The 22,932-nt window shown below is 43.1% G+C and carries 20 protein-coding genes; 14 read left to right on the forward strand and 6 right to left on the reverse strand.

Annotation, left to right across the window (positions count from 1 at the left end):
- Positions 1-15: 15 nt before the first annotated feature.
- A complete protein-coding gene (locus QFZ73_RS12720) occupies positions 16-1,374 on the reverse strand; it encodes an IS1182 family transposase (protein ID WP_307266579.1) in 1,359 nt (452 codons plus the stop codon).
- A 387-nt stretch (positions 1,375-1,761) separates the two neighbouring features.
- Here QFZ73_RS12720 and QFZ73_RS12725 point away from each other — a divergent pair, with 387 nt between their 5' ends.
- Positions 1,762-3,186 carry a S41 family peptidase gene (locus tag QFZ73_RS12725; protein WP_251426748.1) on the forward strand — a complete coding sequence of 475 codons (1,425 nt, stop codon included), beginning with the start codon at positions 1,762-1,764 and terminating at the stop codon, positions 3,184-3,186.
- Between the two features lie 213 nt (positions 3,187-3,399).
- Entirely contained in the window at positions 3,400-4,593 is a 1,194-nt protein-coding gene (locus QFZ73_RS12730; RefSeq protein ID WP_307266582.1) for a PDZ domain-containing protein, read from the forward strand.
- Positions 4,594-4,670: 77 nt separating this feature from the next.
- On the opposite strand, the gene QFZ73_RS12735 is transcribed toward QFZ73_RS12730, so the two are convergent.
- Positions 4,671-5,660, reverse strand: coding sequence for an ABC transporter substrate-binding protein (locus QFZ73_RS12735; protein ID WP_251426744.1), 990 nt, complete (start codon positions 5,658-5,660; stop codon positions 4,671-4,673).
- Between the two features lie 190 nt (positions 5,661-5,850).
- Here QFZ73_RS12735 and QFZ73_RS12740 point away from each other — a divergent pair, with 190 nt between their 5' ends.
- Together QFZ73_RS12740 and QFZ73_RS12745 are read left to right on the forward strand one after the other, a co-directional pair.
- Positions 5,851-6,855 carry a FecCD family ABC transporter permease gene (locus tag QFZ73_RS12740; RefSeq protein WP_307266585.1) on the forward strand — a complete coding sequence of 335 codons (1,005 nt, stop codon included), beginning with the start codon at positions 5,851-5,853 and terminating at the stop codon, positions 6,853-6,855.
- Positions 6,852-7,907, forward strand: coding sequence for a FecCD family ABC transporter permease (locus QFZ73_RS12745; protein WP_251426740.1), 1,056 nt, complete (start codon positions 6,852-6,854; stop codon positions 7,905-7,907). The genes QFZ73_RS12740 and QFZ73_RS12745 overlap by 4 nt, the downstream gene beginning before the upstream one ends.
- Before the next feature lie 56 nt (positions 7,908-7,963).
- Here the strand turns inward: QFZ73_RS12745 and QFZ73_RS12750 are convergent, their stop codons facing one another.
- A complete protein-coding gene (locus QFZ73_RS12750) occupies positions 7,964-8,497 on the reverse strand; it encodes a YceI family protein (protein ID WP_251426739.1) in 534 nt (177 codons plus the stop codon).
- A 194-nt stretch (positions 8,498-8,691) separates the two neighbouring features.
- Positions 8,692-8,904 carry an MMPL family transporter gene (locus tag QFZ73_RS12755; protein WP_307266590.1) on the reverse strand — a complete coding sequence of 71 codons (213 nt, stop codon included), beginning with the start codon at positions 8,902-8,904 and terminating at the stop codon, positions 8,692-8,694.
- A 338-nt stretch (positions 8,905-9,242) separates the two neighbouring features.
- Between QFZ73_RS12755 and QFZ73_RS12760 the strand changes: the two genes are divergently transcribed.
- The 10 genes from QFZ73_RS12760 (at position 9,243) to QFZ73_RS12805 (ending at position 22,043) form a co-directional block, all read left to right on the forward strand.
- Positions 9,243-10,820, forward strand: coding sequence for a catalase (locus QFZ73_RS12760; protein ID WP_251426737.1), 1,578 nt, complete (start codon positions 9,243-9,245; stop codon positions 10,818-10,820).
- Positions 10,821-11,010: 190 nt separating this feature from the next.
- Positions 11,011-11,241 carry a CsbA family protein gene (locus QFZ73_RS12765; RefSeq protein WP_034309928.1) on the forward strand — a complete coding sequence of 77 codons (231 nt, stop codon included), beginning with the start codon at positions 11,011-11,013 and terminating at the stop codon, positions 11,239-11,241.
- Positions 11,242-11,460: 219 nt separating this feature from the next.
- Positions 11,461-13,446: an excinuclease ABC subunit UvrB gene (gene uvrB, locus QFZ73_RS12770; RefSeq protein WP_307266594.1), complete on the forward strand. Its 1,986-nt coding sequence runs from the start codon at positions 11,461-11,463 to the stop codon at positions 13,444-13,446.
- 6 nt (positions 13,447-13,452) lie between these two features.
- Positions 13,453-16,332, forward strand: a complete 2,880-nt coding sequence (gene uvrA / locus QFZ73_RS12775) for an excinuclease ABC subunit UvrA (RefSeq protein WP_251426735.1) — start codon at positions 13,453-13,455, stop codon at positions 16,330-16,332.
- 230 nt (positions 16,333-16,562) lie between these two features.
- Complete coding sequence (locus QFZ73_RS12780; RefSeq protein WP_307266596.1) at positions 16,563-17,663, forward strand: DUF4097 family beta strand repeat-containing protein; 1,101 nt, start codon at positions 16,563-16,565, stop codon at positions 17,661-17,663.
- A gap of 460 nt (positions 17,664-18,123) precedes the next feature.
- Complete coding sequence (gene hprK / locus QFZ73_RS12785; protein ID WP_251426732.1) at positions 18,124-19,059, forward strand: HPr(Ser) kinase/phosphatase; 936 nt, start codon at positions 18,124-18,126, stop codon at positions 19,057-19,059.
- A 26-nt stretch (positions 19,060-19,085) separates the two neighbouring features.
- On the forward strand, positions 19,086-19,898 hold the full coding sequence (gene lgt, locus QFZ73_RS12790; RefSeq protein WP_251426729.1) for a prolipoprotein diacylglyceryl transferase: 813 nt from the start codon (positions 19,086-19,088) through the stop codon (positions 19,896-19,898).
- Positions 19,899-19,925: 27 nt separating this feature from the next.
- A complete protein-coding gene (locus QFZ73_RS12795) occupies positions 19,926-20,870 on the forward strand; it encodes a nucleoside recognition domain-containing protein (RefSeq protein WP_251426728.1) in 945 nt (314 codons plus the stop codon).
- The gene (gene ppaX / locus QFZ73_RS12800) at positions 20,860-21,528 is read left to right on the forward strand and encodes a pyrophosphatase PpaX (protein WP_307266600.1); all 669 of its coding nucleotides are present in this window, start codon (positions 20,860-20,862) and stop codon (positions 21,526-21,528) included. The genes QFZ73_RS12795 and ppaX overlap by 11 nt, the downstream gene beginning before the upstream one ends.
- Positions 21,525-22,043, forward strand: coding sequence for an acyltransferase (locus QFZ73_RS12805; protein WP_063233944.1), 519 nt, complete (start codon positions 21,525-21,527; stop codon positions 22,041-22,043). Before ppaX ends, QFZ73_RS12805 begins: the two co-directional genes overlap by 4 nt.
- A 36-nt stretch (positions 22,044-22,079) precedes the next feature.
- On the opposite strand, the gene QFZ73_RS12810 is transcribed toward QFZ73_RS12805, so the two are convergent.
- Together QFZ73_RS12810 and QFZ73_RS12815 are read right to left on the reverse strand one after the other, a co-directional pair.
- Complete coding sequence (locus QFZ73_RS12810; RefSeq protein ID WP_251426724.1) at positions 22,080-22,223, reverse strand: YwzD family small protein; 144 nt, start codon at positions 22,221-22,223, stop codon at positions 22,080-22,082.
- Between the two features lie 70 nt (positions 22,224-22,293).
- On the reverse strand, positions 22,294-22,932 hold the full coding sequence (locus tag QFZ73_RS12815; protein ID WP_307266602.1) for a class D sortase: 639 nt from the start codon (positions 22,930-22,932) through the stop codon (positions 22,294-22,296).

A 22,932-nucleotide genomic window follows, 5' to 3' on the forward strand; every position in this document is an offset into this window, starting at 1 on the left:
CTTCGAGCCACTATGTTAAGCCATTTTTGGACCTCGCCATGTCCAATTGGCCATCTTCTTTAAATTAATGGCAGCGAAAGTAAGCATCGCCTGCATCGACAATTTTTTAAGTCCCCTTAAAGTAGTCCAACGCATACCATGCTTTTCTTTTGCATCTGCGAATACACGCTCAATCGTTTCTTTACGTTTTGCATATATAGGTTTTACATCTTGATGATGACGCAGATGATCTGCTTCTTCCACATGTGTTTGCCAGATATGCCGTGTCACCACTTTTTGACAGTCTTTGCTTTCTGTACACCGAGATAAAAATGAGCATGTTGTACAAATTTGTTTGGGCGATTTGTACTCGCGATAGCCCTCTTTATTTGTTGTTGAGTACTTTAAAGTTTCGCCCGAAGGGCAAAGGTAACAATCAAAATGTTCATCGTATACATAGTCCTGTTTGCGGAAAAATCCTTCTTTGGTGCGAGGACGTGTATAAGGTAAAGCCGGTATGATTTCTTTGTTAAATAGGTAGCTTGTAATCGCTGGTGTTTTATAAGCTGCATCTGCGGCAACGGCTTCCGGTTTTCCAACTTTCTCAATCACTTGTTCAACTAGTGGCTCTAAGATCTGACTGTCATGTGTATTTCCAGGTGTTACAATCGTTCCCAATACAAAACCGTTGCGGTCTGCGGCCGCGTGGAATGAATAGGCAAACTGTTTTGTTCGTTCATCTTTCACATAGTAGCCACTCTCAGAATCCGTTGTACTTTCTTTAATCTCTTTGGTCTCTTCTTTATCAAATTTATCTGGTGGAAAAGGCTTTTTTTCATGGTTTTCACGATCTTGATTGATTTCTTCTTGAAGACGTCCTTGATACGCTCGTGTTTCTTTACGAACGATTTTCTTTTCAAATTTCCGTTTATTCGCACTGGCTTTCACATGTGTGGAATCCACGAAAACGTGTTCAGCACTTATTAACTTTTTATTAGCAGCTGTCATTAAAATGCGATAGAAAATCTGTTCAAACAGGTCTGTATCTTTAAAGCGTCGCTCATAATTTTTCCCGAACGTAGAGAAATGAGGTACTTTATCATGGAAACCATAACCTAAGAACCAACGGTAAGCCATATTGGTTTCAACTTCTTCAATCGTTTTACGCATGGAACGAATACCGAAGGTATATTGAATGAAAGTCAGTTTAACTAAAATAACTGGATCAATACTTGGGCGTCCTACCTCTGAATACATATCTTTCACCAAGTCATAAATGAAAGTGAAGTCAATGGCAGCCTCCATTTTACGAACCAAATGGTTCGGTGGCACCAGTTGATCTAAAGTAATCATTTCAAGTTGATCTCGCTGAATAGAATCATGTTTAGAAAGCATCCTCATCACCTCAAGTTTTAATACTTCTATTTTAAAACAAAAATGACTCCAGGCAAAAGTGTTCTATCTAGGTAAGACAAAGTTGATTGGAACGGAAGGTACGAGACTCCTGCGGGAAAAGCGCGTCTAGGGGAGACCCCGCAGGCGAAAGCCGAGGAGGCTTCCCGACCGCCCGCGGAAAGCGAGTGCCTGGAGTGGAAATCAACGTCCAAATTGTACAAGCCATAAAAATAGACAAACTCGATTTTTATCGAGTTTGTCTACAGTCTGAGACCAGGATAAATTCCTGGTCTGTTTTTTTGTGTGGTCTCATCATTTTCTATAAGCATATTCCTTCCAATCCCCTCATATAGTGAAATACATATCAGGTCAGAAATGGGGATAAATATGGTCAAAAAATGGGTACTTCCTCTAGCAATCATCATATCACTAGCCATTGGAGCAGTGGGGGGCATATATTGGACAAGCTTCCCAGCAAAGAATGAAGCAAAGGATGAGAGCCAGACAATATTGAAGGATAAGGAATGGGCAAAAGTGGAACAAGCTTACGGTTTGATCGTAAGTCAGTATGTAGAACAGGTGGACGGTTCCAACCTGGTGGAGGGTGCCATCCAAGGCATGCTGTCAGCGCTGAAGGATCCTTATTCCGTATATATGGACAAGGAGACCGCTAAGCAGTTCAACGAAACCCTGGACTCCTCTTTTGAAGGGATAGGGACTGAAATAGGAATGGAAGATGGTAAGGTCATCATTGTTTCTCCCTACAAAGATTCGCCTGCTGAAAAAGCTGGATTAAAGCCGAAAGATCAGATCCTTAAGGTGAATGGCGAGAGTGTAGAAGGTTTGGATCTATATGAAACACGCCTGAAAATCCGCGGCAAAAAAGGGTCACCCGTCAAAATGGAAATAAAGCGGGCAGGAGTGGATAATCCACTTGAATTCAATATGGTGCGTGCCGAAATTCCATTGGATACCGTATTTTCATCAATTAAGGAAGTCGCCGGAGAACAAATCGGTTATATCGAGTTGACCACATTCTCGGAAAATACTGCGAGTGATTTCAAAAAGCAGATGAAGGAGCTGGAAAAGAAGGGAATCAAGGGCTTGGTCATAGATGTACGCGGCAACCCAGGTGGCCTTCTTTCTAGTGTGGAAACGATTCTTGGCGAGTTTATCACAAAAGACAAGCCCTATTTGCAAATTGCGGAAAGAACGGGGGAAACACAATCGTTTTTTACAAGCCTTAAGAAAGCGAAAAGTTATCCCATTGCCGTCTTGACGGATAAAGGCAGCGCCTCAGCTTCGGAAATCCTTGCCGGCGCGATGCAAGAGGCTGGAGGCTATCCATTGGTCGGCGAGAAGACCTTCGGGAAAGGGACAGTACAGCAAGCTGTTCCTATGGGTGATGGCAGTAAGATTAAACTTACGTTATATAAGTGGCTGACGCCTTCAGGGAACTGGATCCATAAAAAAGGGATCGAACCGACAATCAAAGTTAAACAGCCGGATTATTTTGGTGCCCATCAGCTGGCCATTGAGAAGGTCTTGCAGCGGGATATGAATGATGAACAAATCCAGTATGCCCAAAGCATTCTGAAAGGGCTTGGGTTTGAACCGGGTCGTGAGGATGGGTATTATGATTGGAGTACAGAAATCGCAGTAAAAGCATTCCAAAAACAATTTGGCCTGAAAGTGACGGGTAAGCTGGACGCTAAAACCGCAGCACATCTGGAATCCGCCATTCTGGAAAAAATCCAGGATGAAGATAATGATATTCAGTTACGCACGGCTTTGAATTATTTAGTGAAATAACTTGATGCACCGTTCCCCAGGAGCGGTGCCTTTTTTGCATTTGATCGAGCCCTGCCTGCGAACATGAAGGCAGTTATAGAAGAAACTTAAGGGAAAGCTACTTTTTCTGCATCTTAATAGGCATGAAGGTTACATTTTTGATAGAATAGGAGGTAACTGACCAGAACGAAATTTGACAAAATTTTGATTACTTTTGAGGATGGTGGAAAGAAATTGACAACGGATTGGCTGATTGCATGCTTAATGGGATTAGGAAAATTCTTCCTTCATCCTTTGCTTTATGTTTCGATTGCCTATTGTTTATTCATCGGCTATCTTCGCGTTAAACGGGAACGCCATGATTTTAATACGAAGATTTACAGTTTTTCCATGGAGCTGCGTTCCATGTTACCTCAAGGATTTGTATGGGGATTGATCCTTTCCTTACTCACGCTGGCTACTGGACTGGCCATTCCTATGGCGGCGCTGTTCATCATGTTAGTGGTTACGGTTTTGTCCATGCTATCCATGAAGAAGAGGTTTGTTTCCCCTGTTTATACAGTGGGGCTCACCTTCTTTATCCTTTTCTTTTTATATGATAGAGATATCAAGCTGACGTTATTTCAGGATGCCTTTAATCAGCTGGATCGGTCCGTATATCCGACACTTGTCATTTTAATAGGGTTATTACTGATTGCTGAAGGGTTTTTGATTGTTGGCAATGGGAGTAAAAAGGTCTCTCCTCAGTTGGAGGTATCCAAGAGGGGGCAGCCGATAGGTGTGTATGTTTCACAGCGAATCTGGCTAATTCCCATGTTCGTCATGATTCCGGGAGGACAACTTCCGGTGCCTTTCGAATGGTATCCGGTTTTTTCAATCGGGGACATGTCCCTGTCGCCGATCGTACTGCCCATTTTAATCGGCTTTAAGCAAAAAGTTCAAGGGACGCTCCCGGTACTGGCCATTAGGGCGCAAGGTAAAAAGGTAGGGGCATTGGGAATTGTGATTACGCTATTGGCGGCAGTTGGTTACTGGTACCCTCCATTGGCAATAATAACGGCCGTTTTAGCAATCCTCGGTCGTGAATTCCTGCATTATTCCCAAAAGGCAATGGATCAAAAGCTTCCTTTTTATTTTTCGAAAAGTAAGCTGGGTGTCCAGATCTTAGGCGTTATCCCTCAATCTCCGGCAGATAAAATGGGGTTGCTAAAAGGCGAGGTCATTTCGAAAATAAATGGGGTCGTCGTCAGGGAAGAAGAAGAGTTATATAGGGCGCTCCAAATAAACCGGGCACATTGCAAGCTTGAGGTCATCGATAATAATGAACAGATTCGTTTTGTACAAAGAGCTCTATTTGACGGGGAGCATTACGAATTGGGCCTCTTATTCGTTGACGATCAATTGAAGGAAAGCGGACAAGTGGGTTAATGGCACATTAAAATAAAAGGCCTTTCTCGAATTATATCGAGAAAGGCTTTTTTCAGCAGGATCTCAAACCTGTATTATTACTTTTCAAGCATGATCTTTTCTATATCGTCCAACATTTTATTAGCTGCAATTACTCCGCCAGCTGTATTCCATGTTGCGTCGCTAACCTCATGGGCATTTCCATTTTTGACTGCATCAAGGTTTTTCCAAAGTGGATCATTAGTCATTTCTTTCGCTGTGCTTAGTGCTTGTTTGTCCCCTTCAGGAGCATAAGTGAAGTAGAAGAGAATATCTCCATCCATTTTAGGGATGACTTCTTTCCCTACCTCAATGGCAAGGTTACCTAATTTATTATCTGCAGTGAACAGTTCCTTCTGTTGTTCTGCACGTTTAAATCCTAATTGATCGAAAATCACTCCAGAGAATGAATCTGTGTAATAAATGCGAGTAGTTCCAGCCATGAAACGAACAATGGAAACTTCTTGATTTACTTTATCACCCAATTTAGCTTTAAGATCTTCTGTGTGTTTATCGAATTCTGCAATTACATCGTTACCTTTTTCTTCAAGGTTCAAGGCTTTTGCATATAGTTTAAAGTTTTCTTTCCAATCTCCTCTTAGCGTTTCCGAAAAAACGGTAGGGGCGATTGCATTTAATTTATCATATACAGCTTCTTGGCGTATCTTGCTTCCGATAATCAGGTCAGGCTTCAGTGATGCGATTTTCTCTAAGTTGACTTCATGTTCAACACCAACAACTTCGACCCCATCCATATCATCTTTAATATGGTCGTACCAAGGGTCACCAAGCCATGATTGAACGGCGCCAACAGGTTTAATTCCTAAAGCAAGCAATGCTTCAGTGCCTTCATTTGTTAGAACGACCACTCTTTTAGGTGTTTCTTTCAACTCGGCAGTACCCATGGCATGCTCAATTGTGTAGCTTTTATCTTCTTTCTTGTCTTCAGCTTTATTTCCATCGGCTTTCTCATCCGAATTCCCGCAAGCTGCTAAAAGGAAGACTGCAAGTATTGTAAAAATCGTTAATAATGACTTAAATCTAAACATCTATGTATCCCTCCCAATTTTTCAGCGAATGATAATCATTCGCACTTAACAGCATCATCATAAAATGAATATACTTTTCTGTCAATATATAATTGAAAATGATTCTCAAATCCGTTGACATAATCCTGTTAACGCCAGTACAATTGAATTAAATAATGATATACAAACGTGATTGGAAAGGTAACTGGATATGTTATTAAAAAATTCATGGCAGAAATGGATGGGGATGTTCATTACCATTCTTTTGCTGCTGTTTTTACTGTGCTCAAGCATTGTATACGGTTATACAGATACAACCTGGAAATTGGCCATCGATGCTTTTACCCACTTCAATGGGACGAATGAACACATTGTCATTCAATCAGTCAGACTTCCGCGTGCCCTGATTGCTTCGGCAATTGGTGCAAGTTTGGCCATCTCGGGGGTTTTGATGCAAACGCTAACTAAAAACCCCCTTGCCTCTCCAGATATATTCGGGGTCAACGCCGGGGCGGGATTGGCGGTTGTCACTGGGGTCACAGTTTTTGGGATAAGCAATCTTCAAGTATTCACATGGCTGTCATTCATAGGGGCCGCCATAGCTGCGATAAGCATATATATGATTGGAAGCATGGGACGCGGCGGCTTGACACCGATGAAGCTGACATTGGCTGGTGCAGCCATGACGGCCATGGTAGCTTCACTTACACAAGGTCTTCTTGTTTCTAATGAGGCTCTTTTGGAGCAAGTCCTATTCTGGCTTGCCGGATCCATTTCCGGCAGAAGTCTAGACAATTTAGTTGCCGTCCTGCCTTATCTTGTCGCAGGTTGGGGCCTTGCCTTGATCATGTCCGGTAAAATGAATGTGTTATCCATGGGTGAAGATGTTGCAAAAGGTCTTGGACTGAATATAGTTTTCCTTAAACTGGTTATGGGGCTGGCAATCATCCTGCTCGCTGGCGGATCAGTAGCTGTTGCGGGTCCGATTGGCTTTATAGGAATCGTCGTTCCCCATCTTACCCGTTCTATAGTAGGCATCGATCATCGCTGGTTGATTCCCTTCTCTGGACTTTTCGGGGCGGTGCTTTTGATTGCAGCCGATGTCATATCCAGGTATATCCTGATGCCCCGAGAAGTTCCTGTTGGAGTCATGACAGCCATAATCGGGACCCCATTCTTTATTTATATAGCTAGAAAGGGGTTCAGCGGCCGATGAAGTCATATAAGAGCTTTCGTTTGTTTAATGAAAAAATATCATTCTTGATGGATAAAAAAGCTATGATCGTGATTTTCATATTATTTTTAGTCACTTCACTAGTGTTTGTGATCAGTACTGGAGTGGGTGAAATGAATATAAATCCGCTAAGTGTCCTACAGGTCTTTATCGGAGGGGGGACGGATAGCGATCGGCTTATTATCCAATCTTTCCGCCTGCCTAGAATAATTGTTGCCCTGTTGGTAGGGATGGGCCTTGCTGTAGCTGGAGGAATCCTTCAAGGGATGATTCGAAATCCACTTGCTTCGCCTGATATCTTGGGGATAACAGGAGGAGCGACTGTAGCGGTCGTTGGATTCTTGGCCATTTTCAGCGATAAGAATCATTCTTTAACAGTGAGCATCAATTGGCTGCCGTTAGCTGCTTTCATTGGGGCGACAGTCGTGGCCTTACTTGTTTATTCCTTAGCCTGGAAAAATGGAGTTCCCCCGATAAGGCTTGTGTTGATCGGGATTGGGGTGATGGCTTTAATGAAGGCACTCACTACGATGATGATGATTCTTGGCCCAGTTTATCAAGCTAGCCAGGCAAACCTTTGGATCACGGGGTCAGTGTCCAACTCCACCTGGAATAATATCGCTGTACTGGCACCATGGACGATTCTCTTCCTGTTAATCGCCTTCCTGTATGCCAGAAATATTAATTTACAGGAGCTAGGCGATGACCTTGCAACAGGGCTTGGGGGACATTTACAAAAACAACGGTTTACATTATTAATGATCAGTACGGCCTTGATTGGAGGTTCCACAGCTTTTGCTGGAGGAATTGGCTTTGTGGGATTAATGGCACCCCACATGGCCAGAAGGCTGGTTGGTTCGAGTTTTGGAGTGTTACTGCCCGCTTCAGCTTTGCTTGGCGGCATCCTGGTTATGGTGGCGGATTTGATTGGGCGGACCTTATTCTCACCTTTGGAAATACCGGCTGGTGTCTTCACAGCGAGCATCGGGGCACCATACTTCATTTATTTACTTTATAAAACGAGGAATTCGTAAATCCGGTAAATGCAGAAAGAAGCAGCCATCCTAGGGATGGCTGCTTCTTCTTTTCATTAAGCTTCTTTAGCTGCTTCGATTTCAATGGTAAGCGTGATTTGATCGCCGATCAGTACGCCGCCTGTTTCTAATGCCGCGTTATATGTAAGACCATAATCACTGCGTTTAACTTTCCCTTTTCCGCTAAATCCTGCTTTTTCATTTCCCCATGGATCTTTCCCTTGGCCTTCGAAGGTTATACTGAAAGTTTCTTCTTGTGTGATTCCATTAAGAGTCACATTTCCAGTTACATCGTATTCATCTTCATTCGTTTTCATGATTTTTGTTGATTTGAATGTTAATGTAGGATTTTTTTCTACATCAAAAAAGTCAGCGGAACGTAAGTGATTATCCCGGTCTGCATTGCGCGTGTCAATACTGGCCACATCAACGGTAAAATCGATTTCTGCAGTTGTTAGATCCAATGGGTTTGCTAGAATGCTTGCTTCGAACTTATTAAAACTCCCTTTCACTTTAGCGATCATCATATGTTTTACGGAAAATTCAATAGCACTGTGAGTCGGGTCGACTGTCCATTTTGTATTTGTCATGTTAATTCCTCCTATTATTAATCTCGAATTTATATATCTTTAATTTGAGATATCTTAACTTAATGTAATTATATGAGGTGGAAGCGATAGTGTCAACTAAAAGTTTTCCTTAATTTAGAAAACATGAAAAACCCTGTGCATTTATGGGACACAGGGTTTTTTCTTATGAAGAAGAGTAAAGCTGACTACCTTCATTAATTGGCATGTTCTTTCTCTTCTTGATTGTTCACTTTACTCGGCCAAAAAGCACGGCGGCCAAGTAGGGCGGTGATTGCAGGAACAAGGAAAGGGCGCATAATGTATGTGTCCATTAACACACCAAGAGCAGTAATGAGCCCATTGAACCAAAGTGCAACCCGGAATACGAAAGAATAATGAAGGTTAATGCGATTGCTGCAATTATCCATACAGCAATGACAACCCAACGACTGGTTTTTCCGGTCATCATCCTGCCAAGTCTGCCTAATATTGATTCGTCCAATGAAGGCACCCCGCTTTTTTAATTATTTATCCTTGGTTCATTATAATGGGGTGCTGTTGACATATATAAAAATGGGTATGCTTACTCCATAGTTCTACTAAATGATTCAAGTTGTTAATGGCATGAAAATATGATCATCGATACATAGGGGAAAAGTACTTATTTAACTAATTTCTATTAAATTTGAAGATTGAAGAGTGAAATATAGGGAATAGGGGAAAGTATGGTAGTATTATGGCTTTTATTAACAAAGGAGGGATTTTTTTGTCTGATAAATCCAAAAAAACAAATGATGAACCGAAAGAAACATTAACGAACAGGCAAGGACACCCGGTAACGAATAACCAGAGTCTTAGAACTGTAGGGAACAGAGGTCCTAGTACACTTGAGAACTATGATTTCCTGGAAAAGATCAGCCACTTCGATAGGGAGCGTATCCCTGAACGGGTTGTGCATGCCCGTGGTGCAGGTGCACATGGTTATTTCGTTCCGACCGGTAAAGCGGGGGACGAGCCGATTTCAAAATATACGCGAGCGAAGGTTTTTCAGGAAGAAGGTAAAAAAACTCCGGTATTCGTGAGATTTTCATCTGTTATTCATGGAGGGACGTCCCCGGAAACGTTACGTGATCCCAGGGGATTTGCCGTTAAATTTTATACGGAAGATGGAAACTGGGATCTTGTAGGCAATAACCTGAAAATTTTCTTTATCCGAGATGCCATGAAATTCCCGGATTTGATTCATGCCTTCAAACCGGATCCGGTCACGAATATTCAGGACGGCAGGAGGATTTTCGATTTTTGCTCGAGTTCGCCTGAAACATTCCATATGGTTACCTTTGTGTTTTCCCCATGGGGCATTCCAGCTAACTACCGCATGATGCAAGGATCAGGGGTCAATACTTATAAATGGGTGAATGAGGAAGGGAAAGCCGTGCTTGTCAAGTATCACTGGGAACCGAAACAAGGGATTAAGAACCTGACACAGCAAGAGGCAAATGAAATTCAAGCTACGAATTTCAATCATGCCACACAGGATCTATATGAAGCGATCGAACGCGGGGACTATCCTGAATGGGATCTCAACGTACAGATCATGAGTGATGATGATCATCCTGAGTTGGATTTTGATCCGCTGGATGATACGAAGATTTGGCCGAAAGATGAGTTCCCATGGCTGCATGTCGGTACGATGGTATTGAATAAAAACCCTGAAGACTATTTCACTGAAGTCGAACAGGCTGCATTCGGCACGGGTGTCCTAGTGGATGGACTGGACTTTTCTGATGACAAGATGTTACAGGGACGTACATTCTCTTATTCCGATACACAACGTCACCGTGTTGGCGCGAATTATCTGCAATTGCCGATTAATGCCCCAAAGAAACCAACAGCCACGAATCAGACCGGCGGACAGATGCAATATGAAGTTGGCAGAGGCAGCCAAAGCCCCCACATCAACTACGAACCATCAACTGTCGGCGGCTTGAAAGAAGCCAAGCAGACGGGCAAGGAGTATACACCTATGGTGGAAGGGAAACTTGTTCGTGAGACAATCGATCGCCAAAACAATACGAAACAGGCTGGTGAAACATTCCGTGAATTCGAGGATTGGGAAAAGGACGATTTAATTTCAAATTTAGTGGCGGCATTGGCTCCCGCCGACAAGCGCATTCAGGAAAAAATGATAGCACTAGCCGAAGAGGCCGATGAAGAGTATGGCCGCAGATTGAAAGAGGGACTGGCCTCGGCTTCTGAACATACGGACTCCTCAAAACCTCTGGGTGGGACGGATAACCCTGAGGACGCCGTTAGAAAAGGACATGAAGCGGATCCATATTGATTGGAATGAAAAGAAGCAAACTTTCCTTTAAAGGGGTTTGCCTCTTTTTTTTAATGGGCATAATTGTTGGATGTGTGGAATGTTCCTCTGATGATGCCTTGAAAATCAAGTGGGAAATTGATTGGCAAAAAACTTCATAATCATTTAAACTGAAACTACTCTATTTTTCTCTTATAAAGGAGATGAAAAAATGATTAAAATTCTTTCTGCCCTTTTCCTTCCTTGTCTACTTGTCATGCTATTTTCAAGAGTCACCTATAACAATGTCGTGGGCCTTGTTTTAACTGTTGCCTTGATTACAGCTTCCGCATATAAAGGTTATACGCATACAAACTTATTGATCATCGTCGATGCCTTATCCCTGACAGTGGGATTTTGGTTATCAAAAAGAATGATGAAACGTACATCCAAGAGCGCCTGACACCAAAGGTGCTTTTTTTGTACTTAAACTTGTCATTCCCCTCACTACATCATGAAGTCCATAAAACAAAAAATAGAATGGATGTTCGCTTATTGCTGGTTTGTTTTAAGGCTATTGTGGTAGAATGTGTATATAAGCTTTATTAAACCGGAATAAATAGAAGGGATATAGGCATGTCCCGTTTTCATATAAAAATATTTCAATAGGAGGCTATGCTTGGTGAAGGATAAGTTTGAGTTAGTCTCAAAATACTCTCCTCAAGGAGATCAGCCGGCAGCAATTGAAATGCTGGTCGAAGGGATTAAGGAAGGCAAGGAAATGCAGACGTTATTGGGGGCAACGGGGACAGGGAAAACGTTCACCGTTTCCAATGTGATTCAAAGAATCAATAAACCGACTCTTGTCATTGCCCACAATAAAACGTTGGCAGGGCAGCTTTACAGTGAGTTCAAAGAGTTCTTCCCTAATAATGCCGTTGAATACTTCGTTAGCTATTATGATTATTACCAGCCAGAGGCTTATGTTCCATCCACGGATACATTCATCGAAAAAGATGCAAGCATCAATGATGAAATCGATAAACTGCGTCACTCGGCAACCTCGTCTTTGTTCGAAAGGAAAGATGTCATCATCATTGCCAGTGTTTCGTGCATATATGGACTCGGTTCTCCTGAAGAGTACCGGGAGATGGTCGTTTCCCTCAGAACAGGCATGGAAATAGACCGGAATGCCTTACTGCACAGACTCGTGGATATTCAATATGAGAGGAATGACATTGCTTTCCAAAGGGGGACCTTCCGCGTTCGCGGCGACGTGGTCGAAATTTTCCCGGCCTCACGTGATGAACATTGCGTACGGGTCGAGTTTTTCGGGGATGAGATTGACCGTATCCGCGAAGTCGATGCCCTGACTGGTGAAATTACCGGTGAACGTGAACATATCGCCATTTTCCCGGCTTCCCACTTCGTAACCCGCGAAGAGAAAATGCGGATAGCCATTCAAAATATCGAAACGGAACTGGAAGAGCGATTGAAGGAATTAAGGGAAGATGAAAAACTCCTTGAAGCACAGCGTTTGGAGCAGCGGACCCGATATGATTTGGAAATGATGCGGGAGATGGGCTTTTGTTCAGGGATCGAGAACTATTCCCGCCATTTAACCCTTCGTCCCTCAGGTGCGACACCATACACTTTAATGGATTACTTTCCAGAGGACTTCCTATTGGTCGTGGATGAATCGCACGTAACCCTTTCGCAAATCCGCGGAATGTTCAATGGAGATCAGGCGCGTAAGCAAGTGCTCGTCGATCATGGCTTCCGTCTGCCGTCTGCAAAAGATAACCGACCGCTAAGATTTGAAGAATTTGAAAAAAAGGTCCATCAATCCATATTCGTTTCGGCAACTCCGGGACCATATGAACTCGAACATACGCCGGAAATGGTTCAGCAGATCATCCGTCCTACCGGATTACTGGATCCGACGGTAGAAGTGCGGCCGATTGAAGGCCAGATAGATGACTTGATCGGTGAAATACAGGAGCGCGTCAAAAAGAACGAGCGTGTGCTCATTACGACCTTGACGAAAAAGATGTCCGAAGATTTAACTGATTATTTAAAGGAAATCGGCATCAAGGTCCAATATCTTCATTCGGAAGTGAAGACCTTGGAAAGGATAGAAATCATCCGGGAACTGCGAATGGGCAAATATGATGTACTCGTTGGAATCAATCTTTTAAGGGAAGGCCTGGATATTCCGGAAGTGTCGTTAGTGACCATTCTGGATGCCGATAAAGAAGGCTTCCTTCGCTCGGAACGTTCGCTTATTCAAACGATGGGCCGTGCAGCCCGTAATGCCAACGGCCACGTCATCATGTATGCAGACCGCATCACGAATTCGATGGAACTTGCCATCAATGAAACGGGACGGCGCCGTGAAATCCAGGAAAATTATAATAAAGAGCATGGAATAATGCCTCAAACCATTCAAAAGGATATCCGTGATTCCATAAGGGCGACTCATGTAGCCGAAGAAAGCGAAGAGTATAAGGAAGACCTTGCACCAAGCCTCGCGAAGCTTCCTAAAAAAGAGCGTTTAAAAGTGATGGCAAGCATGGAAAAAGAAATGAAGGAAGCGGCAAAGGCACTGGACTTCGAGCGAGCTGCCGAGCTGCGTGATTTATTACTAGAGTTAAAAGCGGAAGGGTGACGAAACATGGCAATGGATAAAATTGTGATAAAAGGTGCCAGGGCCAACAATTTAAAGAATATTGATATCACGATACCGAGAGACAAACTTGTTGTGCTGACCGGATTATCCGGATCTGGAAAGTCTTCCTTGGCTTTTGATACGATTTATGCAGAAGGGCAAAGACGTTATGTAGAATCACTGTCCGCTTATGCTCGTCAATTCTTAGGCCAAGTGGATAAACCGGATGTCGATGCGATTGAAGGTTTGTCACCAGCCATTTCCATAGACCAGAAAACGACCAGTCGAAATCCTCGTTCAACCGTAGGGACTGTTACGGAGATCTATGATTATTTAAGGCTGTTATTTGCACGGGTCGGAAGACCGACTTGTCCGATCCATAATATTGAAATCACCTCACAAACGATTGAGCAAATGGTGGACCGCATTCTTGATTACCCTGAGCGAACCAAGCTTCAGGTATTGGCACCGCTTGTCTCAGGCAGAAAAGGGACACATGCAAAAGTTTTGGAGGAAGTTAAGAAACAAGGATATGTCCGCATTCGTGTGAACGGGGAAATGCATGATCTCAGTGAGGAGATCACTCTCGAAAAAAATAAAAAACATTCGATTGAAGTCATCATAGACCGGATCGTCATTAAAGAGGGTATCATGGCTAGGCTTGCAGATTCCTTGGAAAGTGCTTTGCAGCTTGGCGAAGGCAAAGTCATCATTGACGTCATGGGTGAGGAAGAGCTGCTGTTCAGTGAACATCATGCTTGTCCATACTGCGGATTTTCGATTGAAGAGTTAGAGCCGAGAATGTTTTCCTTCAATAGCCCGTTTGGGGCCTGCTTGGATTGTGATGGCTTGGGGGCGAGGCTTGAGGTGGACCGTGATCTGGTCATCCCGAATCAGGATTTAAGCCTCCGTCAACATGCGATTGCGCCATGGGAGCCGACGAGTTCCCAATATTATCCACAGCTCCTTGAAGCGGTAGCTAACCATTATGCGATAGATATGGATGTGCCCGTTAAAGATTTACCGGAAGAGAAAATGGATAAGGTCTTGCTTGGTTCAGGTAAAGATAAGATATATTTCCGTTATAAAAATGATTTTGGAAGAGTGCAAGAAGGATATATTCCTTTTGAAGGAGTTTTAAGAAACATCGAAAGGCGCTTCAAGGAGACGAGTTCAGATTATATTCGTGAGCAAATGCAGAAATATATGTCAGAACATCACTGTCCAACCTGTAAGGGTCATCGATTGAAGAAAGAGAGTCTTTCCGTGCTCATTCAAGGAGTCCATATAAGCGAAACGACAGCTTTATCAGTGGAAGATGCGTTAGTATTTTTCGATGAGCTTGATTTGACTGAAAAGGAAGCTGCAATTGCGAGATTGATTTTACGTGAAATTCGTGAGCGGCTCGGTTTCCTGGCTAATGTAGGTTTGGAATATTTGACGTTGAGCAGGGCGGCGGGAACATTATCAGGCGGTGAAGCGCAGCGTATACGATTGGCGACGCAGATCGGTTCCCGATTGACGGGAGTCCTCTATATATTGGATGAACCTTCAATAGGGCTGCATCAGAGGGATAACGATCGATTGATCGAAACATTGAAGAATATGCGCGAAATCGGCAACACCCTGATTGTTGTCGAGCACGATGAAGATACGATGATTGCTGCGGATTATTTGATCGATGTTGGTCCTGGAGCAGGAGCGCATGGAGGAGAAATCGTGGCCGCTGGTACTCCGGAAGAGGTCATGAATAATCCTAAATCCTTAACGGGTCAATATTTAGCAGGGAAGAAATTCATTCCATTGCCATTGGAACGCCGGAAAAATGATGGCCGTGTCATTGAGATAAAAGGTGCCAAGGAAAATAATTTGAAAAACGTTAATGTGAAATTCCCACTTGGGGTCTTTACAGCCGTTACAGGAGTCTCTGGATCAGGGAAAAGTACATTAGTGAATGAGATCCTCCATAAATCATTGGCTCAAAAGCTGAATCGGGCAAAAGCCAGACCAGGCGATTTCCGTGAGATCAAGGGAATTGAACATTTAGATAAAGTCATTGATATTGACCAATCACCGATCGGCAGAACCCCACGGTCGAATCCAGCTACCTATACGGGTGTATTCGATGATGTTCGTGACGTATTTGCCTCGACTAATGAAGCAAAGATCCGCGGTTATAAAAAGGGAAGGTTCAGTTTCAATGTGAAGGGCGGCCGCTGTGAAGCATGCCGTGGTGATGGCATTATCAAGATTGAAATGCATTTTCTCCCTGATGTCTATGTCCCGTGTGAAATCTGTCATGGGAAACGTTATAACCGGGAAACTCTTGAAGTGAAATATAAAGGGAAAAACATATCCGACATTCTCGATATGACAGTCGAGGAAGGCGTTAGTTTCTTTGAAAATATCCCAAAAATCAAACGGAAGCTACAAACGATTTTTGACGTTGGTTTGGGTTATATCAAGCTTGGACAGCCTGCTACCACTTTATCTGGCGGTGAAGCGCAAAGGGTGAAACTTGCTTCTGAATTGCATCGCCGTTCCACTGGGCGCTCCTTTTATATCTTGGATGAACCAACTACCGGACTTCATGTCCACGATATAGCAAGGCTGCTCCAGGTTCTGCAGCGGCTGGTTGACAATGGGGATACAGTTTTGGTGATCGAGCATAATCTGGATGTCATCAAGACGGCGGACCATATTATTGACCTGGGACCGGAAGGCGGAGATAAGGGCGGTACGATTGTCACTTATGGAACACCTGAAAATATATGTGAAGTTTCCGAATCGTATACGGGAAAATACTTAAAACCTGTACTTACCCGTGATCAAATCCGCATGGAAAATTGGATTGAAGAAAAAGAAACTGAGCATGAACATGCTTAAAAAAACAAGCCATCAGGCTTGTTTTTTTGTAGAAAAATGACGGTGTGCATTTAATCAATCATTTGATTAAAGAATAGGAAAACAAGATATTTCCGGGGAAATCATACATCTTCCTTTTCGGAAATTGTCATTTCCCTTTGTCGAATGACGGGAAAAACGGTATTTATGAAACTTTTTAGATATCTAGGCGTATGTATGAATAAAATGTTAGAAGAAAGCGAGGAATGTTCATGCAGGAGGAAAGGAAGAAAATTTTAGAAATGATTCAGGATGGAAAGTTATCAGCGGAAGAAGCCATGGGCCTATTGGAAGAATTAGATAAAGCCAGTCAGGAAAGTGAAGCTAAAGAACAGAAATTGCAAAATGAATTATCGACGGTAGTCGTGGACAAGAAAAGCGAAGAAAGCACTCAGGATACGTTTAAGAAGAATATCCAGTCATCGAAAGAAAAGATTATTGATTTCGTTGAAAGTGCTTTTAAGAAAATCAAAGAAATGGACCTTGATTTCAATTTCGGGAAATCTGTGGAGGTCAGTCATATTTTCCAGCATGACCAGGATTTCCTGAATGAAGTTGATGTAGATATAGCAAATGGGAAAATAAAAATTGCCGCATGGGACCATAATGATGTCCGGGTTGAATGCCAAGCTAAGGTATACCGTGCGGAAGATATAGAAGAAGCCAGGAAAAACTTTTTAGAAGAGGTCGATTTTACGATTGAAAATGGAAAATTGAAGTTCAAGGTTCGTGAAAAATCCATAAAGGTTGATACGATCATGTACATTCCAATGAAGGAATATGAGGACATTCATGTAAGGATGTTCAATGGAGCAATCACGACTGAATCATTGAAATCAGAGAACCTTAAAGCGAAAACGGCGAATGGTGCCATTCATATCATGCAGTGTACGGGTGATTCGTGTGAGCTTGAAACAGGTAATGGGATGATCACCATTTCAGATACCAAATTTAATGACTTGGAAGCCGAGACCCTGAATGGAGCGATTAATGCCGGTGGTTACTTCAAGAAATTGGATGTCCAAACTTTCAATGGGGAAATCATCTGTACGAATTCAGGGATGGATTGCGATTCGATCCATGCTAAGTCAGTCACTGGAAAAGTCCAGCTGACCCTACCGCCAGGTAAGGCAATCGAAGGAGAGTTGAAATCAAATTTAGGAAGCTTTAATGTTACTTTGGAAGGGATGACCATCATCGAAGAGAAAAGTGATGTGGTTCAGAAGATCCTTAAGTTTAAGACGGTTAAAGAAGAGATTCCTGTGCTTCATGTTTTTGCAGAAACCAAGACCTCAGCGATAACGGTTTCCTGAAGAAACAGAAAAGGGTTCAATCTAAATTTTAAAACAAAGTTGATTGGAACGTAAGGTACGAGATTCCTGCGGGAAAAGCGTGTCAGGGGAGACCCCGCAGGCGAAAAGGCGCCGAGGAGGCTCCCGGACCGCCCGCGGAAAGCGAGTGCCTGGAGTGGAAATCAAGGTTAAATTGTGTAAAACCTTAATAACTGTAGACAAACTTGATTTTCATCGAGTTTATTTACAGTCTGAAAGCCCGCCAATATAAACTGGCGGGCTTTCTTTTATTTTGGTCTAAGGACCATGTATGTTCCTCTCGTCTCTTTCCTATTTATGGGACTTTCCCACTGCCGTCATCCGGTTAAAGTGAATAAAAAAACAATAAATCGATAATGCTTTGTTTGGTTATTAACAGAAAAATGCTAAAATAGAAAAAGTATCTCAAAAAATAGCATCGCTCCAAAAGGAGGAAAGATATATGGCAAAAGTCCGTACAAAGGATATAGTAGAAGCGTTCGGCCTAGAACTTATCAGTGGGGAAGAAGGAATTAACCGACCAATAGTCACGAGTGATTTATCTCGTCCCGGACTTGAAATAGCCGGTTTTTTTGATTATTATCCCGCGGATCGAGTACAGCTTTTAGGTATGACGGAGATGTCCTTTTTTAATCGGTTGAATGAACCGGAACGAATTCAGAGGATGGAAGAGTTATGCAGGGACTTTACTCCAGGCATCATCATTACGCGTGGTCAGGAAGTGCCGATAGAATTGATCGAAGCTTCTGAGCGGGAATCCGTTCCTGTGATGAGATCTACTATGAAGACAACAAGGTTATACAGCCGTCTGACCAATTTCCTTGAAAGCAGGTTGGCACCAACCACTGCTGTTCATGGTGTATTGGTGGATATCTATGGGTTAGGGGTGTTGATCACCGGGAAAAGCGGAGTCGGTAAAAGTGAGACAGCCTTGGAATTAGTGAAACGGGGTCATCGTCTCGTAGCCGATGACTGCGTCGAAATCAGGCAGGAAGACCAAGATACGCTAGTCGGGAATGCGCCGGATTTAATCGAGCATCTTCTTGAGATAAGAGGATTGGGAATCATTAATGTAATGACACTTTTTGGAGCTGGTGCAGTCCGGAGCAATAAAAAGATCTCAATCGTCATCAATCTGGAACTATGGGAAAAAAACAAGCAGTATGACCGGGTTGGTCTTGATGAAGAAAAAATGAAAATCATCGATACGGAAGTGACGAAAATTACCGTGCCTGTCCGTCCAGGGCGAAATTTAGCCGTTATCATTGAAGTGGCAGCCATGAATTACCGCCTGAAACGAATGGGAGTAAATGCTGCAGAACAGTTTTCAGATCGCTTGAACCATGCCATTGCAGATCCGGAACATGATGAATTTTAAAAGGTTATAGGAAAAGAGGGGACAAAATGGAACAAGGAATACAGCCGCTGAATCCAATAGCAATAGATCTAGGCCCCATCCAGGTACATTGGTATGGACTAATCATCGGTTTCGGTGTGTTATTGGGTCTTATTATCGCTTTAAGGGAATCAGAGCGAAGAGGTCTTGATAAGGAAATATTTACGGACATGATTTTGTTTGCTGTCCCAATCGCGATCATTAGTGCCCGTATTTATTATGTAATCTTCCAATGGGAGTACTATTCACAAAACCCGGGGGATATCATAAAAATATGGAATGGCGGAATTGCCATACATGGTGCGTTGATTGGAGCGGTGCTGACTGCGATCGTCTTTTCCAAGGTCAAGAAAGTCTCATTCTGGAAGTTGGCGGATATTGCTGCACCGAGCTTATTGTTGGGGCAGGCGATTGGCCGTTGGGGTAATTTCATGAATCAGGAAGCGCATGGGGGAGAAATAACAAGGTCATTCCTGGAAAATATGCATTTGCCTGAATTCATCATTAATCAAATGTACATAAACGGTACGTATTATCACCCAACCTTTTTGTATGAATCGATTTGGAATATTGTCGGTGTTATTATCCTCTTAAGTTTACGGAAAGTGAACTTGCGCAGGGGGGAACTATTTTTAACCTATGTATTATGGTATTCCATCGGCCGTTTTTACATTGAAGGATTGCGGACGGATAGTTTGATGCTGACGGAATCGCTGCGTATCGCACAAGTGATCTCGATTGTGTTGGTAGTTGTAGCCATTGCTTTAGTGGTCTATAGAAGGGTACGCGGGCATGCGGACAAAAGATATTTAGATGCATAGGGAATATGTGTAAAGGGAGAGGGCATAGTGTTGGTAGAATCGATTAAAAAGGGACTTCTTTCAGGTTTGAATACAACTTGGTCTTTGGGAAAAGTGATATTCCCAGTCACTCTGATCGTCACTGTGCTTCAATATACGCCTGTCTTGCCATTCATCATTAACTTGATAGCGCCTTTGATGAATCTCATCGGTCTTCCGGGGGATGCGGCAATTCCGCTCGTGTTAGGGAATTTCCTGAATTTATACGCAGCGATCGCTGGCATATTAACGCTTGATTTAACTGTTAAAGAAGTTTTTATTATCGCTATGATGCTATCTTTTTCACATAATTTATTGATCGAGTCAGGTGTAGCGATGAAAACCGGTGTCAAGCTGTGGATCATCCTAACAGTACGGATAGGGCTTGCGCTTTTGTCAGCGGTCGTCATCAATCTTGTTTGGCAGGGCGGATCTGAAATGGCCCAAGGAGTGGCTATCGGGGAGGTTGCAGAGATTAACGGAGCGGGTGCAATCCTTTTACATGGGGTCATCCAGGCCCTTTCCGGAATCGCCCAGCTGGCGGTGATCGTTATTCCGCTCATGGTGGCGGTTCAAATCATGAAAGATTTAAAATGGCTGGAAGCCTTCTCGAAAGCCCTTGCCCCCTTCATGAAGGTACTGGGGATGAAGCCGAATGCTTCCATGCCTTTCGTTACAGGCCTGACTCTTGGTTTGGCATATGGGGCAGGCGTAATGATCCAAGCGGCTAAAGAAGATAATGTTTCGAAGAAGGATATGACGATTGCATTCATCTTTTTAGTTGCCTGCCATGCTGTTGTAGAAGACACACTGATTTTTATTCCGTTGGGGATTCCGGTCTTGCCGTTGTTACTTATTCGGGTACTCACTGCCATTGTCTTAACGATGGCCGTTGCGTATATATGGAATCGGACTGACAGGGTACAGAGAAAGGAAGCTGTATATGAACAATAACATAACTACATTATTATTTGATCTTGATGGGACGTTGATCAATACAAATGAATTGATCATCGCCTCTTTTACAGAAACTTTAAACCACTTTTGTCCTGGAAAGTTCAATCGGGAAGATATCATTCCATTTATCGGACCGACTTTGGTTGATACTTTCTCTTCCATTGATCCAAAACGAGTGGATGAAATGATCGCATACTATCGGGAGCATAATTGGAAGAACCATGATTTGCTTGTGACACAATTTGACGGAGTGTTCGAAACCGTTCAAACATTGAAGCAGAGCGGCTATAAATTGGCAGTCGTTACGACAAAGAAGCGTGATGTCGTCGAAAAGGGCCTGCGTTTAAGCAAACTGGATCAATTCTTTGAAGTGGTGGTCACGCTGGATGAGGTGGAAAAGGCAAAGCCGGACCCAGAGCCTTTGGTAAAAGCCTTAAATCAACTTGGTTCGGTTCCTGAAGAAGCGATCATGATTGGCGACAGTTATCATGATATTATGGGCGGGAAAAATACAGGTACAAAAACGGCAGGGGTTTCATGGTCCATTAAAGGCCGTGAATTCCTGGAAAGTTATCACCCTGATTATATGCTTGAGCAGATGGCAGATTTATTGAATATCGTTGAGGTTGAAAAGCTCACGGAGGCAAGAAAATGAGACGCACGTCCCGCTATCCAGTTGAAGGGGCCAATTCACTATGGCATGTATATAAGACCGTTCCATTCTGGAAAGTCGTAAAGAATTTTGTGGTGATACAGCTGGCGCGCTATACGCCATTTCTGGGCATGAAGAATTGGCTATACAGGACGTTTTTACATATGAAAGTCGGGAAGCATACTTCGTTTGCCTTGATGGTCATGCCGGATGTGATGTTTCCGGAAAAAATATCGGTTGGAATAAATACTGTCATAGGCTATAATACGACGATCCTTGCTCATGAATATTTGATTCATGAATATCGTTTAGGAGATGTAGTCATTGGTGATGAAGTATTGATTGGAGCGAATTCAACCATTCTTCCAGGACTTTCAATTGGTAATGGGGCGATTGTCTCTGCGGGGACGCTTGTCCATAAGGATGTTCCGGAGGGAGCTTTCGTCGGGGGAAATCCAATGAAAATCATATATACCAAAGAGGAAATGCTTGAGAGAGAGCAGCAAACCTCCTTATGAAAAAAGGGACTTGCCCATATATGCGGCAGGTCCTTTTTAATGGCATTTTGGGTATAACGGAGTCAGTTCATTCTTTAGATGCTCTATCACTTCATTGATTGATACATTTTCCTGGTTCACAGTCGCTTCATACGTTTCTTTTAAAATTCGAAAAAACCTTTCCTGTGCCTGTTTATCCATATTGAGATTGTCATCCTATCATCTATTAAAGATTTGTGAAGAGGGGGCTGAACAACTTCAGCCCCGCATCTCATTTATCTATTTCCGATTTCAATAAATCGGCAACCAATACGTACCTTTCCGGTGCACTACCAATATATGAAAAAGGATAGCAGGTTGTTACTGTAAGCGTGGCTTTAGGCTTGGGAACGATCACGGTACGGTCATCTGCATCGACGATACGAACCTTCCTCACCTTATATGTAAACGTACCGGCTTCTGTCTTGGCAATCAGCAAGTCGCCCTCGCCGACTTCACCTAGATCTCTGAAAATTGTATCTCGGTGACCGGATAAAACGGAATTATCCTTTTCACCGGGGAGGACGGACCCCGCATAATGACCGACGCCCTTTTCGAGTTCATCTTCGTCCGTTCCGTGATAAATTGGGAGTGATGCCTCGATTTTTGGAATATAAAGCTCACCCATCAAATCACCTGTCTCCGGTCGATCTTCATATAGTTCAAGCCCATCGGGAACATCTGCTTTCGTCTTCGGTTCGGGGAGTTTAGCCGTCGCTTCCGTTGTGTCAGATTTCCATTTATATAGGGCATAGCCTTTTAACAGCGTATAGGCGTTTGTCGTTGTAAAATAAAAACCTAAGGTTAAAAAGCAAACAGCAGTGATAAGTAACCATTCTTTCTTATGCCTGGATTGCCTATTTTTGCTCAT

This window comes from Peribacillus sp. V2I11 (genome assembly GCF_030817135.1).
In the GTDB taxonomy this organism is placed as follows: domain Bacteria; phylum Bacillota; class Bacilli; order Bacillales; family DSM-1321; genus Peribacillus; species Peribacillus simplex.